The sequence below is a fragment of the Brevundimonas sp. genome (assembly GCF_036399195.1).
GTDB lineage: Bacteria > Pseudomonadota > Alphaproteobacteria > Caulobacterales > Caulobacteraceae > Brevundimonas.
In genome coordinates, this window is the sequence record NZ_DASWNO010000281.1 from 1 (window position 1) to 13,262 (window position 13,262).

Sequence of the window (13,262 nt, forward strand, 5' to 3'; positions counted from 1 at the left end):
ATCTTCCGGGTGCACGGCCACGCCGGTGTCGCCCAGCATGGTCTCCGGCCGCGTGGTGGCGACGACGATATAGTCGCGGGTCTCGTATTCCGTCGGCTGGCCGTCGCCGTCGTAGGCGACCGGGTGCTCATAGGTGACGCCGTCGGCCAGCGGATAGGCGAAATGCCAGTAGAAGCCGCCCATCTCGCGCTGCTCGACCTCGAGGTCGGAGATGGCGGTCTGGAAATGGGGATCCCAGTTCACCAGCCGCTTGTCGCGGTAGATCAGGCCTTCCTTGTGCAGCTGGACGAACACCTTGCGAACCGCGACCTGCAGGTCAGGATCGAGGGTGAAGCGCTCGCGCGACCAGTCGCATGACGCTCCGAGGCGGCGCAGCTGCTGCTGGATCGAGCCGGCGCTGGTCGCCTTCCATTCCCACACCTTGTCGACGAACGCGTCGCGGCCCATCTCGCGGCGGCTCACATTGCCCGCCGCCGCCAGCTGGCGCTCGACCACCATCTGGGTGGCGATGCCCGCGTGGTCCGTGCCAGGCACCCACAGGGACGCCTTGCCCTTCATGCGGTGATAGCGCGTCAAGATGTCCTGCAGCGTGTTGTTCAGCGCATGCCCGATGTGCAGCGAGCCCGTCACGTTCGGCGGCGGAATGACGATCGTATAAGCCTCCGCGGCGCCGTCCGTCCTCGGAGCGAACACGCCGCTCTCCTCCCACATGGCGTAGAGGCGCGGTTCGGCGGCTTTCGGATCGAAGGTCTTGTCGAGCATGGGAACGGTCTTCAGACAAAGAGAAAGGGCGGCCCCGACTGGAGCCGCCCCGGAATGATCTAGCCTTGATCAGGTCGCAGGTGAAGCTAGCCGGCGGAGCGGGCGATGCGTTCGACTTCCTTGCGTACCTGGGCCTCCACGATGGCCGGCAGGTTGGCGTCCAGCCACTCCTTCAGCATCGGGCGCAGCAGGCTGCGGGCCAGTTCGTCGACTGTCGGGCCGGAGCCGGTCGCGGGTTCCATGGGTTCTGGCTTCCTGAGGGTGGAGGCGAGGCCGGCGAAGGCCGAGGCGGCGCTGGCGGATGCGCTGTCGCCGACGAGGCTGTCGTAGGATGGGGTCGGGGTCGAAGGATACGCAGCCGGCTCGGGCGCGTACGCCGACTCGCTGACCGGTTCGGCGGAGAACGGCTCGGGCTCCTGCGCCGGCGAGACATCCAGGTCGCCGATGCTCTCGGCGACCGGCGGCTGGTACGCCTCGGTCAGTTCCAGCACGTCTTCGTCGGCCGCCTCGGGCTCCTGCATCGACGGCGTCTCGTCCATCAGGGCGGGAGAGGCTTCGGAGGGAGCCTCAGGCTCGGGCGCGGGCTCGGCCTCAGCGGCGCCCGCGGCGGCGGTCTCGGCCGGGGCGTCGTCTTCGGAGATGATCCTGCGGATCGACGCCAGGATTTCCTCCATCGTCGGTTCCTGGGCGGTCTGGTCGGTCATGTCGAAACCCCGGGGAGCGATCTGCCTGTCGAGTGGCGTCCAGGCCGGCGAGCGGTCCTGTATGGCTGTCGTCGCATCTCAGCCCGTCGGAATCAACGGGCGTTTTTCTCGTCACGCGGTAGTGCAGCTTCAGAAAATCGCCTGCCGGGCGACCGCCCGGCTCACGGGCGCGGGGCTGTCTGGACGACTTCGGACTTGAGCTGGGTGTCGATCGGCGCATCGGCGGCGTCATTGGCCGGAACGATCGGCGGCGCCGCCACGCGATCGATCGCCTCGACGATGCCCTCCCACGGCACCGCCCCGCGATTGCGGACCCGGTTGTAGTTCTCGGCGGGATCGTAGACCGAGAGAGAAGCGTCCAGATCGGGCCCTTCAAGACGGCCCATGGCGGCAAGGAGATTGGCCTGCGCCACGTATTCGTTGCGACGCGCGGTCGCGAGCGTGACCTCGGCGCTGCGAAGCTCCAGCTCCTGGTTGAGAACGTCCAGGGTCGTGCGCAAGCCGACCTGCGCCTCCTGACGCACGCCCTCGGCGGCGACGGTGGCGGCGCGAACCGCTTCCTGCCCCGCCGCCAACGTCGAGCGCGCCGAGATGGACTGGGCATAGGCCGAGCTGACGGTCTGCAGGGTCGTGCGGCGCTCGCCCTCGACGTTGATCTGGGCGACGTTGGCCCGCTCCAGCGCTTGAGCGACCCGCGAGCCGTTCAGGCCGCCGGTGAACAGCGGCACCGACAGCGTGACACCGGCGCGGAAGGCGGTGTTATCGACGATGTCTCCGATCCGGTTCAGGTCGGACGAGCCGCCATAGGAGGATGACAGTCGCGCCGACGGGAGGAATTCCGCCTTGGCCGCCGCGACGTTCGCCTCGGCCGCCCGGAGACTGTAGGCGGCGGACCGAATGCCGGGATTATCTGTTAGCGCGACGTTCAGCGCGCTGTCGAAGTCGGTCGGCAGGTTCGGGAGAGTGGGCATCGGCGCCAGATCACCCGGAGCCTGCCCGACCACTGCGGCGTAGGTCGCCCGCGACACCGACAACTGCGCCTGGGCGTTGGCCAGGTCGGCTTCCGACTGCGCCAGCCGGGCTTCGGACTGGGCTACGTCGGTGCGGGTGATCTCGCCCACCTCGAACCGCGCCGACGCTTCGTCCAGCTGACGCCGCAGCACGCCAAGGTTGGACTGACGGACGCGCAGAATCTCGACGTCGCGAATCACGTCGGCATAAGCCTGGATCACCGAGGCGAGAACGGTCTGCTCGATGTCGCGCAGGTTCTCGCGCCCGGCCAGAATGTTTGCCTCGGCGGCGGTAATTCCGTGACCGATCCGCCCTCCGGACCAGATCGTCTGGGACAGGCCGACGCTGGCGCTGCCTGTCGCGCTGTCGTTGTTGGAGGCCGGGACATTGACCGTCGTGTCGGGAACGCCGTCGCCGTTCGTGTCCACCTGGGTAGAGCCGCCGCCGTTCTGGCTAAAAGAATATTCAGCCCCGGCGGTCAGATCGACGGAGGGGCGCAGACCTGCGCGAGCCTGGACGATGGTCTCGTCCAGCGCCCGCTGATTGGCCCGCTGCGCCAGAATGGAGGGGTTGGTCCGATAGGCCAGCGCGAGCGCCTCCTGCAGGGTGTCAGCCCACGCCGGCGACCCGAGGCCCGAGAGCACGGCGATGGCGGCCACCGAGGCGAGCGCACGTGAACGTTTCAGCATGTCTGTTCCTGCCTGGACGCGGGGAGAGCGCGCCTTTCGTAACACGAAGGTCTGATGCGTGAGGCTTTACCGCCGCGCCAGTTAAGTTTTTTTCACGCGCGCCGGGGCGAAAACCGTCGGGCGGCCTCAGAGAGCGAAGACGGGGGCCGGCGCGAGTTCGTTGAGGACCGGCGGCGCCGCGTCAAAGAGTTCGCGGCGCGACACCCCCTGTTCGCCCCGGACGTAAAGAACGCCCTTCCCGGTTGGGCCGGTCCGCTCCACGACGGCCAGCCGACCGCCGGTCTTGAGGGCGTCCAACCAGGCCTCGGGCCGCCCCGGAACGGCGGCCTCGGAGACGATGACATCGTAACCTTCGCCTTCCGGCGCGGTGAACGGCGCGACGGCCGAAGCCACCCCCTCCTCGGCCAGCACGGGCGCCAGGATCTCGAACACGGCGGCGTCCGCTTCCTGGGCGGTGGCCTGCAGACCCATGCGCGCCAGAACCGCGGCCGCGTATGGGGCGGCGATGCCGAGCGCGCGCTCTCCCGTCTTGGGCGCGAGGGCCATCAGCAGCTTCGAGATATCGCGCGGCGTCATCAGACGGCGCCCGCCCGCGATCTCGGGCTCGATCTCGGCATAAGCGGAAAACGCCCGATCGGCGGGAACGAAGCGCTCGCGCGGCACGGCCAGCAGGGCGGCCTGAAGGCCGCGGTCGGTGACGTCGTTCACCCGGATCTGACTGTCGACCATGGCCTTGCGGGCGGCGGCGAAATCCATGGAGACGCGATCCTGCGGCTTGAGGTGGTCCGGCGTGGCCGGGAAATCTGGCGCGCTTATAGGTCTGTGCGTTGCGGGGGACAATCCGATCTGATAGCGAACGCCCCTCGCGATGGCGCGGCCGTTACAGACGGTCCAATGGCCTGATGGCGGAGTGGTTACGCAGAGGACTGCAAATCCTTGCACCCGAGTTCGATTCTCGGTCAGGCCTCCATCGCGAACTTCCCAAGAAACACTCCTGCGGCGCTCCGGTCAGCGCGGCCGCGTGACGTGGTGGAGCGCGATCCCGCTGGCGACCGCGACGTTCAGCGAGTCGAACCCGGCGGACATGGGAATGCCGACGGCCCGGCACCGGGCGAGAATGTCTCCGGGGAGGCCCGGCCCCTCCGACCCGAGCACGAGGGCGACCCGGTCGGCGGTTTTGCTGGCGTGGAGCGGTTCTCCCGCCGGCGTCAGGGCGAGAACCTGGAAGCCGGCCGCCTGCAGCGCGCGAATCGCGTCTCCGGCCCGCAGCCCCGTCGCCATCGGCGTGCGGAGCACGGCGCCGACTGATACCCGGATAGCCTTGCGGTAGAACGGGTCGCAGCAGCGCTCGTCCAGCAGCACGGCCCCGGCGCCGAAGGCCGCGGCGTTGCGGAATATCCCGCCCATGTTGTCGTGATTGCCGATGCCGCAGGCGACCACGACGACGGCCTCCGGCCCCAACGGAGCCAAGACGTCTGCGACCGAGCGCGGGCGCGGCTTTTCTCCAAGGGCGAGGATGCCGCGGTGCAGGTGAAACCCGGCGATGGCGTCGAGCACGCCCTGTTCCGCCGCATAGGTCGGAGCACAGCCCGCGCGCTCGATCAGGTCGGTCAGAGAGGCGACGCGCCGGGCGTCCAGCAACAAGGCCTTGGGGCGGCAGAGCGACTGCCCAGAGAGCAGCACATTCAGGACCACCTCGCCCTCGGCGACGAACAGTCCGTCGCGTCCCGTCAGGTCGCGTTCGCGGATGTTTCGGAACCCCGCGATACGCGGATCGTCGGGGTCGGCGATGCGGATCACGGCCAAGTTTGGATATTTCCCGTTGCGTCGGTCTGACCCGCGCTGCTATAGCGCGCGCCTTCCCGAGAGGAAGTGTTCCGCGGTAGCTCAGTGGTAGAGCAGCCGACTGTTAATCGGCTGGTCGTAGGTTCGAATCCTACCCGCGGAGCCACTCTCTCCCTTCCCTGCATCGTCAGACGAAAAAAAGCCCGACGCGAGCGCCGGGCTGAAGAAGTTCGGTGATGGTGGGTGTCCTCGAAGAAGGAAGACACCCTTCCGATGCAGCGAATTGGTTAATCACCCGTAAACCCTGACGGCCCATCCGGCAGCCAGGTTGATTGCGGTGCGCCGCCGGGACCGGTCCAGGCGATTCGCCACCCCCCGCCCGCTCGCGCCACCAGCAGCCTCCCGCCGCCGCCCTCGCCCGGCCAGTTGAAGCGGGCTCCGCCGACCTGGATCTGATCCGCGACGTCTGAGGGGCGCAGCATCACGTTCCAGCGCCCCGAAGCGTCTGGCGTGACGCTCACGGATGAACCGCCGGCTTGCACAGTGACGGGGCCGTCGGCCCGCCCTGACGCAAGCCGCATCCGACCGTCGCTATCGACCGCGCCAAGGGCGGGGGCCGCGTCAAGACGACGGGTCGGACCGCCCGGCCGCAGCACCGCGATCGGCCCCTGGCCGCCCCCCACGATCAGGAGTCGGTCAGGCGACGGCGCCGCGTCCTGGCCGACCTGCGTCTCCGGCCGAAGCAGCAGATGGGTCATCGGCGCCGCCATGCGGATCTCGAACCGGCCGCGCGCGTCCGCCGCGGCGGCGTAGGCGGGCCCCCCTTCGCTTCTGAGCACCACCCGGCCGCCCGGTTCGGCCTCTCCGCTGAAGATCAGGCTGGCCGCCGCCCTGCGCACGCTCAGGACCTCAGGCGGACGGGTCCATCCCGGCGAGGTCCCAGCGTCGGGATCCGCCCTCGGTTGCGGCGCGGCCTCCGGCGAACAGGCCGCCAGCGTCGCGATGAGCGCCGCCAGCGCCGTCCTGCCAAAGATGGGCCGTTTCATCGCACGCTTTCGACCGCTAGGAGTGTTCGCCCATCTAGCGCGCCGGAACGGCCGCTGTCTTCCACCGCTTTCCGAGGCTCCATGTCTTCGCCTGCCATCCAGCCCTTCGACGGCAAGTCCGTCTGCCTGTTCTGCGGTTCGTCGGATCTGTCCGACCCAGCCTACACCGAGGCCGCGCGTGCATTCGGAGAGCAAACTGCCCGCGCCGGCTGGCGGCTGGTGTACGGCGGCGGAGGGGTGGGGCTCATGGGCGCGTCGGCGCGGGCGGCGCACGAGGCGGGGGGGCGCGTCCTGGGCGTGATGCCGGGCTTCCTGCGCAGCCGCGAACGCCTTTTCGACGAGGTCGAGACGCTGGTCGTTCCGTCGATGCACGAGCGCAAGACGATCATGTACGACCAGTCCGACGCCTTCGTGGTCGCGCCAGGGGGCGTCGGCACCTTCGAAGAGGTGATCGAGGTTCTGTCGTGGAAGCGGCTCGACCTGCACGCCAAACCGGTGATCTTCCTAAACCTGAAGGGCTTCTGGGACCCCCTGCTGGCGGCCATGGAACACACCATCGCCGAGCGGATGACGCCTGAATCCTTCCGTCAGGCCTGGGTCGTGCGGAACACCGTGGAAGAGGCGATCGCCGCGATGCAGGAGGCGGATTCCGTGCCCGGCTTGCAACACGACCTGCGATAAGTGATCAGTGATCACTGTCTGGAGGCCCTGGTCCGTCCTGTTTGAAAACCAGCCCTTGACAGTTTTCTATAACAACGGACAAAGGCGGAGCGAGCCAGCTGTCAGGCTTGCTCAACTGGAGACCTCCCCATGCGTGCTCTGCTTCTCGCCGCGGCCCTGTTCGCCGCCGCCCCCGCCCTGGCCCAAGCCCCGATCTCGAGCGCCGTATTCACTGACGCCACCCGCACCCCGACCGTCCGCACCATCATCGACGGCGCGACGTGGCGCTGCGACGGCGGAACCTGCACCGCCACGGGCGGGGCCAACCAGCCGGCGACACGCGCCTGCCGGCGCCTGGTCGCCCGCTTCGGGTCCGTGTCAGCCTTCAACTACAAGGGCGTCGCCCTGACGGCCCAGCAACTGGCCGCCTGCAACGCTTGACGAGAGACTGGCGAGGCGGCTCAGGCCGTCTCGCCGCTCAGCCGCTTCACGATTCGCTCGCGCCCGATCAGCGGGGCGAGCGTGGCCATGTCCGGCCCGTGATCCTGACCGGTGATCATCCGCCGCAGCGGCATGAACAGCGCCTTGCCCTTCGCGCCGGTCGCCTCTTTCACCGCCGCAGTCCATACGGGCCACAGCGTTTCGTCGATGGTGTCCGGCAACGCAGCCAAGGCGGCGCGCGCGAAGCCCGGGTCCTCGATCTCAGGCGTGATCGGCCCCCTGACGATCCTCGCCATATCAATGACATCCGCGAACTTCTGAAGGTTGCTGCGCACCCCGTTCCAGAATGTCTCTCCCAGATCCGCGTCCAGTTCGGCCAGGCGCGGGCGGGCGGCTTCGTAGGTCATGCCGTGCAGGGCCTGCGCGTTCAATCGGTCTAGATCCGCCGTGTCGTACCGCGCCGGCGAACGGCCCATCTTGGAGAAGGCGAAGCTGGCGCCGAGGGCGTCGATGGACTCCCCCACTTCCAGCGGATCGCTGGTTCCGATCCGTCCGAGGTGGCTGGTGATGGCGATCGGTTCATAGCCCTTGTCGCGCATCTCGGCGATCGACAACGAGCCCAGCCGCTTGGACAACGCCTGACCGTCCTCGCCGACCAGCAAGGGCATGTGGGCGAAGGCCGGAACCGGCCCGCCCAAGGCCTCGAAGATCTCGATCTGGGCGCCGGTGTTGGTGACGTGGTCTTCGCCGCGGATCACATGGGTGATGGCCATGTCGATGTCATCGACGACCGACGGCAGGGTATACAGGAACAGGCCGTCCTCCCTGATCAGCACCGGGTCCGACATCGACGCCGTATCGACTTCGGCGTGGCCGCGCGACAGGTCCTCCCAGGCCACCCGACGGCCGTCCAGCCTGAAGCGCCAGTGAGGGCGGCGCCCCTCGGCTTCGTAGGCCGTCTTCTCCGCATCCGTCAGCGATAAGGCGGCGCGGTCGTAGATCGGCGGCAGGCCCCTCGACAGCTGCACCTTGCGGCGGCGATCCAGCTCCTCGGCCGTATCATAGCAAGCGTACAGCCGGCCCGCGGCCTTCAGGCGATCGGCGGCTTCCTCGTAGCGATCGAAGCGTTTGGATTGGTTGTAGCGCTCGTCCCAGATCAGACCCAGCCAGGTCAGGTCGTCCTCGATGCCCTGCTCAAACTCCGCCGTCGAGCGGGCCAGATCGGTGTCGTCGATGCGTAGGACGAACGCACCGCCCTGACCCTTGGCGAACATCCAGTTGACCAGCGCCGTGCGGACATTGCCCACGTGCAGCTTCCCCGTCGGCGACGGAGCGAATCGAACCTTGACGGACATGCGGAAGACCTTGGGAATGCGGGGCGCACAGGTCGCCCTCGCCGCCGCTCAAGTCAAGGCCGGCGGGACCTCAGTCGTCCCGGTGGACGCGTTCGCGGCGTTCGTGCCGTTCCTGCGCCTCGACCGACAGCGTGGCGGTCGGGCGGGCTTCCAGCCGGCCGAGGCTGATCGGCTCGCCGGTCTCCTCGCAGTAGCCGTAGGATCCGTCTTCGATGCGGCGCAGCGCCTCGTCGATCTTGGCGATCAGCTTGCGCTGGCGGTCCCGGGTCCTGAGCTCGAGGGCCCGGTCGGACTCGGAAGACGCCCGATCGACCAGATCAGGGTGGTTTTCGGTTTCCGCCTTGAGGTTGACGACGGTCCCCTTGGACTCACGAAGGATGTCATCCTTCCAGTCGATCAGCTTGGCCTTGAAATAGGCGAGCTGACGCTCGTTCATGAACGGCTCGTCGTCAGACGGCCTGTAGGCGGGCTCGGCGGACACAGACGCCAATCCGGTCATCCCTGCACTCACGCTATAAACAGCGCCCCCCTGTGGCGCAGCCCTGCCTATAGGCATCGCGGAGAGTCGCGGCAACAAGGCTCGCGCGAGCGTGAAGCTGGTAACCGCGTTACTCGCCCCGTACGTGACATTTCTCCATCACTTCCGGCGCTTTCGCGAAGGATTACGGAGACTTATGCTGCAGTGCGGCGAAGATCAGCCTTGGCCAGTTCGACAGCGGCGCGGAGGTCGATCTGTTCCAGCAGCCGGTTCAGACCCTCGTCGGCGTCGGTGGGCCGTTCTTCGCGCAGGGTCCGCGAGAGCCGATCCAGCGCCCCGTGACCCGCCTCCCCCTGCAGAAGGGCCAGCTTCAGCTCGTCCAGTCGGTCCAGCAGGCCGCCGCCGCGACGGATGGCCCGGCGGCGCCGTTCGGTGGGATCTTCCACGCCCTGAAGGGCCATCAGCGCCGAAACGTCCGACACGCCCGACATCCCGGCCGCGGACGTAGCGGCCGCAGCGGGCGAGCTCGCGGCGCCTGACGGCACCGAGAAGCCGCCGCCCGTGCGCGTGGGGCGGGCCGGTTGCGGTGACGACGGACCGGAGGGGCCGGTGACCTTCATGCGATGCGACTCCAGCACATGGAGCGACCATCGACGGCCGGGGTCACCGTTTGGTTAACGCCCCGGCAGAATCTGCCGCTTGCGCCTGCCGTCGAACCACCCGCCTCGTTGAATTCACCCGACTTTCGGCGTGGCATGAGGCTGGCAACATGGTGAAGCGCAACAGTTCGTGGACGCCCGCCTATGCAGAAACTGCTCGCCTCCCTCGCCGCCGCCGCCGCTCTCGGCGGGTTTGCGGACGCCGCGGCCGCCCAGTCCCGAATCAAGGACATCGCCTCGGTCGAGGGAGTGCGCTCCAACCAGCTGGTGGGCTACGGCCTCGTCGTCGGGCTGAACGGCACGGGCGACAGCCTGCGCAACTGTCCGTTCACCCGGCAGTCGCTGGAGGGCATGACGGAGCGTCTCGGCGTCAACATCCGCGGCGCCAACGCCAACTCGAAGAACATGGCGGCCATCATGGTCACCGCCGAGCTCCCGCCGTTCGCCACGCCGGGCGCGCGCATCGACGTCAGCGTGGCGAGCATGTGCGACGCCAAGAGCCTGCTTGGCGGCACGCTGCTGGTCACCAGCCTGCAGGGCGCCGACGGTCAAGTCTATGCGGTCGCCCAAGGCTCGATCCAGACCGGCGCTGTGTCGGGATCAGGCGGCTCCGGCTCATCCGTGACCCGCGGCGTTCCCACGGCCGGGCGCATCGCCTCGGGCGCCACCGTCGAGCGTGAGACGGGGTTTCAGCTGGCCAACATGAACGAGGTGCGGCTGACGCTGCGCAATCCGGACTTCACCACGGCCCAGCGGGTCGCCGCCGCCATCAACCAGTCCTACCCCAACACGGCGCTGGCCGAGAACGGCACCGTCATCGCCCTGCGGGCGCCGGGCCAGATGGGCATGGCCGGCTTCATCAGCATGGTCGAGAACCTGCCGGTCGCCGTGGACTCCCCTGCGAAGGTGATCATCGACGAGGTCAACGGCGTGATCGTCATGGGTGAGGCCGTCCGGGTCTCCACTGTCGCCATCGCTCAAGGCAATCTGACCATCTCGGTGCAGGAAAGCCCGCAGGTCAGCCAGCCCGCGCCCTTCAGCCGCGGCGGCCAGACTGTGGTCGTGCCCCAGTCGGACGTGGCGGTCGAAGAGGAACTGGGTCGCCAGATGCGGATCGTCGGCGGCGGGACTTCCCTGTCCACGCTGGTCAACGGCCTCAACGCCCTGGGAGTCAGCCCGCGCGACATGATCAGCATCCTGCAGGCCATCAAGGCCGCAGGCGCCCTTCAGGCCGACATCGAGGTGATGTGAGCATGAGCGACCTGACCGCCTCCCCCGCCCTGCTGCGGCCCCTGCCCTCGCCGCCGCCCGCGGCCGTCGCCACCGAACGGATGCGCGAGACCGCCGAGCAGTTCGAAGCCTCCTTCCTCGCCCAGATGCTGAAACCGATGTTCGAGGGCCTTTCGACAGAGGCGCCGTTCGGCGGCGGCGAGGCGGAAGGCACCTGGCGGGGGTTCCTGGTGGAGCAGATCGCCAAACAGACCGTCCGCGCCGGCGGGATCGGCCTGGCCGATCAGGTCGTGGCCCAGATGTTGAAGATGCAGGAAGAGCAGGAGCCCGCTCAATGACCGAGGCCGCCACCGTCAACGCCCGGGCCCGCGTCCGGCAACTGACGGATCTCACCACCCGACTGACCGCGCGCCTGAGCGAGGAATCGAAAGCCTTCGAGGCCCGTCGCCCGCACGACGCGGCGGCGACGCTGGCGGAGACCCAGCAGTTGGCCAACGTCTACCGCCGCGAGTCGGCGCAGGTGAAAGCCGACCCGTCAGTGCTCGCCGCGGCCCCCGCAAGCGACCGCATCTTACTGGTCCAGGCCACCGAAGCGTTCGAGGCCGTGCTGTCGCGCCACGCGCGCGCCGTCGAGGCGGCCCGGATCATCTCGGAGGGGCTGGTGAAGACCATCGCCGCCGAAGTCGCGGGCCAACGCGGCGCGCCCTCGGCCTATGGCGCGTCAGGCCACGCGACCCAAGGCGACGGTCGGGCGGTTGCGTTTAACAGGAAGGCCTGACGGCCTGAGAGTCTGTGGATGGCCTGCAGGCCGCCGACGTCAGCGGCGGTCGCGGCGGGCGCGGACCGGAACCGGCTTCGGACGAGGTTGATTGCGTAAGGCCTGGGCCGCGGCGAGCAAGGCGGCGGTCAGGGCGGCGCCGATAGCCAGTGCGCTGATCATGTCCGTCGGCCTCCAGTGAACCTGCTCAAGAAGGAGGATGGGGACGATGCGGCGGACGCGCAAGCCATTTTCCCGCTGGTTCTGCTGACGAGAGCGTGAAAGCGTGGCGCTTCTGGAGGACCGTCCAATGAGCTTGGTGACACGCGCCGCATGCGTCGCGCTCGGCCTGTGCGCCGCGGCGTGCATCCACGGCCCACAGTCTCCGTCGCCGCCTGCCGATTTCGCGACGGTCGAGGTTCAGCGTTCCGATCGGGCCAAGCTTTACGCCGACTGCATAGGTGAAGCCGTGGCGGCGGACCGATACGGCCGCGCGCATGACGAAGACACCGAACTGGTGGTGTTCACCTGCACGGGCCCCGCGGCGCGGTCCTTCTTTGAGGGACTGGGCGACTGGAGCGCCGGCGCCGGATCGCAGGTCGAGGCGGACGGTCGGGTCGTGCGATCGACCAATCCGGTCGTGCGGGACCTGTTCGGCGTCGATTACTGCGCCAGGAGCTCGGCGGGCGAACATTCCTGCTCCGTCAGTTTGAACGCGGGGGCGTTCCTGAGGCCCTGACGTCGCAAGGGTAGGCTGGCGGAGCGGCGTTCGTTCCTATAATGTTCTTGCTGAATTCGCCAAACCACTCCCCATATAGCGCTGTCGCGCCGGAGCCTGCTCCGGTCCCACCGCGTTCCCGGACTCCATGACCGAAAAGCACAACTTCATCCGCGTGCGCGGCGCGCGCGAGCACAATCTCAAGGGCGTGGATCTTGATATCCCGCGCGAGCAGTTGGTGGTCATGACCGGCCTGTCGGGCTCGGGCAAGTCATCGCTGGCGTTCGACACCATCTACGCCGAGGGCCAGCGGCGCTATGTCGAGAGCCTGAGCGCCTACGCCCGCCAGTTCCTTGAGCTGATGGGCAAGCCGGACGTGGATCTGATCGAAGGCCTGTCGCCCGCCATCTCGATCGAGCAGAAGACGACCTCGAAGAACCCCCGATCGACCGTCGGCACGGTCACCGAGATTCACGACTACATGCGCCTGCTGTGGGCGCGCGTCGGCGTGCCCTATTCACCGGCGACAGGTCTGCCGATCGAGAGCCAGACCATCTCGATGATGGTTGATAAGCTGACGGCCCTGCCGGACGGCGAGCGCCTGTTGCTGCTTGCGCCGGTCGTGCGGGGCCGCAAGGGCGAGTACCGCAAGGAGATGGCGGAGTGGCAGCGCGCGGGCTTCCAGCGCCTCAAGATCGACGGCCAGTTCCACGCCATCGAGGACGCCCCGACCCTCGACAAGAAATTCAAGCACGACATCGACATCGTGGTGGACCGGATCGTCACCAAGGAAGGGCTCGAGAGCCGCTACGCCGACAGCCTGCAGACGGCGCTGGGCTTGGCGGACGGCATCGCCGTGGCGGAGTGGGCCAATGCAGCCGAGGGCGAGCCGCCCCGCCGCATCACCTTCTCCGAGAAGTTCGCCTGTCCCGAGTCAGGCTTCACGATCAGCGAGATCGAGCCGCGG

Annotated in this window: 15 protein-coding genes, 2 tRNA genes and 1 pseudogene; 9 read left to right on the top strand and 9 right to left on the bottom strand. The window is 68.2% G+C overall.

Annotation, left to right across the window (positions count from 1 at the left end; translation table 11 throughout):
• From VGB60_RS12210 to VGB60_RS12225, 4 genes are all read right to left on the bottom strand, one after another.
• The coding region (locus VGB60_RS12210; RefSeq protein ID WP_331038525.1) for a class I tRNA ligase family protein at window positions 1–762 on the bottom strand (762 nt) is incomplete at its 3' end.
• An 86-nt stretch (window positions 763–848) separates the two neighbouring features.
• Window positions 849–1,466, bottom strand: coding sequence for a DUF2497 domain-containing protein (locus VGB60_RS12215; protein WP_331038526.1), 618 nt, complete (start codon window positions 1,464–1,466; stop codon window positions 849–851).
• 161 nt (window positions 1,467–1,627) lie between these two features.
• Window positions 1,628–3,166 carry a TolC family outer membrane protein gene (locus tag VGB60_RS12220; protein WP_331038527.1) on the bottom strand — a complete coding sequence of 513 codons (1,539 nt, stop codon included), beginning with the start codon at window positions 3,164–3,166 and terminating at the stop codon, window positions 1,628–1,630.
• Between the two features lie 126 nt (window positions 3,167–3,292).
• The gene (locus VGB60_RS12225) at window positions 3,293–3,922 is read right to left on the bottom strand and encodes a protein-L-isoaspartate O-methyltransferase (RefSeq protein ID WP_331038528.1); all 630 of its coding nucleotides are present in this window, start codon (window positions 3,920–3,922) and stop codon (window positions 3,293–3,295) included.
• Window positions 3,923–4,062: 140 nt separating this feature from the next.
• On the opposite strand from VGB60_RS12225, the gene VGB60_RS12230 reads away from it, so the two are divergent.
• Window positions 4,063–4,136 (top strand) — tRNA-Cys (locus VGB60_RS12230).
• Between the two features lie 38 nt (window positions 4,137–4,174).
• Here the strand turns inward: VGB60_RS12230 and VGB60_RS12235 are convergent.
• Window positions 4,175–4,972 carry an RNA methyltransferase gene (locus tag VGB60_RS12235; protein ID WP_331038529.1) on the bottom strand — a complete coding sequence of 266 codons (798 nt, stop codon included), beginning with the start codon at window positions 4,970–4,972 and terminating at the stop codon, window positions 4,175–4,177.
• A gap of 70 nt (window positions 4,973–5,042) precedes the next feature.
• Here VGB60_RS12235 and VGB60_RS12240 point away from each other — a divergent pair.
• Window positions 5,043–5,117: transfer RNA gene (locus VGB60_RS12240), tRNA-Asn, on the top strand.
• A 121-nt stretch (window positions 5,118–5,238) separates the two neighbouring features.
• Here the strand turns inward: VGB60_RS12240 and VGB60_RS12245 are convergent.
• The gene (locus tag VGB60_RS12245; RefSeq protein WP_331038530.1) at window positions 5,239–5,997 is read right to left on the bottom strand and encodes a hypothetical protein; all 759 of its coding nucleotides are present in this window, start codon (window positions 5,995–5,997) and stop codon (window positions 5,239–5,241) included.
• 81 nt (window positions 5,998–6,078) lie between these two features.
• Here VGB60_RS12245 and VGB60_RS12250 point away from each other — a divergent pair, with 81 nt between their 5' ends.
• Window positions 6,079–6,678, top strand: a complete 600-nt coding sequence (locus tag VGB60_RS12250) for a TIGR00730 family Rossman fold protein (RefSeq protein WP_331038531.1) — start codon at window positions 6,079–6,081, stop codon at window positions 6,676–6,678.
• Between the two features lie 129 nt (window positions 6,679–6,807).
• Window positions 6,808–7,098, top strand: coding sequence for a CC_3452 family protein (locus tag VGB60_RS12255; RefSeq protein ID WP_331038532.1), 291 nt, complete (start codon window positions 6,808–6,810; stop codon window positions 7,096–7,098).
• 20 nt (window positions 7,099–7,118) lie between these two features.
• Here the strand turns inward: VGB60_RS12255 and gltX are convergent, their stop codons facing one another.
• From gltX to VGB60_RS12270, 3 genes are all read right to left on the bottom strand, one after another.
• A complete protein-coding gene (gltX, locus tag VGB60_RS12260) occupies window positions 7,119–8,453 on the bottom strand; it encodes a glutamate--tRNA ligase (RefSeq protein WP_331038533.1) in 1,335 nt (444 codons plus the stop codon).
• A gap of 70 nt (window positions 8,454–8,523) precedes the next feature.
• A complete protein-coding gene (gene dksA / locus VGB60_RS12265; protein ID WP_331038534.1) occupies window positions 8,524–8,952 on the bottom strand; it encodes an RNA polymerase-binding protein DksA in 429 nt (142 codons plus the stop codon).
• Window positions 8,953–9,125: 173 nt separating this feature from the next.
• Window positions 9,126–9,551: a flagellar assembly protein FliX gene (locus VGB60_RS12270; protein WP_331038535.1), complete on the bottom strand. Its 426-nt coding sequence runs from the start codon at window positions 9,549–9,551 to the stop codon at window positions 9,126–9,128.
• Between the two features lie 183 nt (window positions 9,552–9,734).
• Here VGB60_RS12270 and VGB60_RS12275 point away from each other — a divergent pair, with 183 nt between their 5' ends.
• The 5 genes and pseudogenes from VGB60_RS12275 to VGB60_RS12295 form a co-directional block, all read left to right on the top strand.
• Window positions 9,735–10,841, top strand: a complete 1,107-nt coding sequence (locus VGB60_RS12275; protein WP_331038536.1) for a flagellar basal body P-ring protein FlgI — start codon at window positions 9,735–9,737, stop codon at window positions 10,839–10,841.
• A 2-nt stretch (window positions 10,842–10,843) separates the two neighbouring features.
• Entirely contained in the window at window positions 10,844–11,158 is a 315-nt protein-coding gene (locus VGB60_RS12280; protein WP_331038537.1) for a rod-binding protein, read from the top strand.
• Window positions 11,155–11,598 (top strand): flagellar basal-body protein FlbY, encoded by a 444-nt coding sequence (locus VGB60_RS12285; RefSeq protein ID WP_331038538.1) that lies wholly within the window; start codon window positions 11,155–11,157, stop codon window positions 11,596–11,598. Before VGB60_RS12280 ends, VGB60_RS12285 begins: the two co-directional genes overlap by 4 nt.
• 289 nt (window positions 11,599–11,887) lie before the next feature.
• A complete protein-coding gene (locus VGB60_RS12290) occupies window positions 11,888–12,316 on the top strand; it encodes a hypothetical protein (RefSeq protein ID WP_331038539.1) in 429 nt (142 codons plus the stop codon).
• 127 nt (window positions 12,317–12,443) lie between these two features.
• Window positions 12,444–13,262, top strand: a pseudogene (locus VGB60_RS12295) (excinuclease ABC subunit A); the annotation flags it as partial.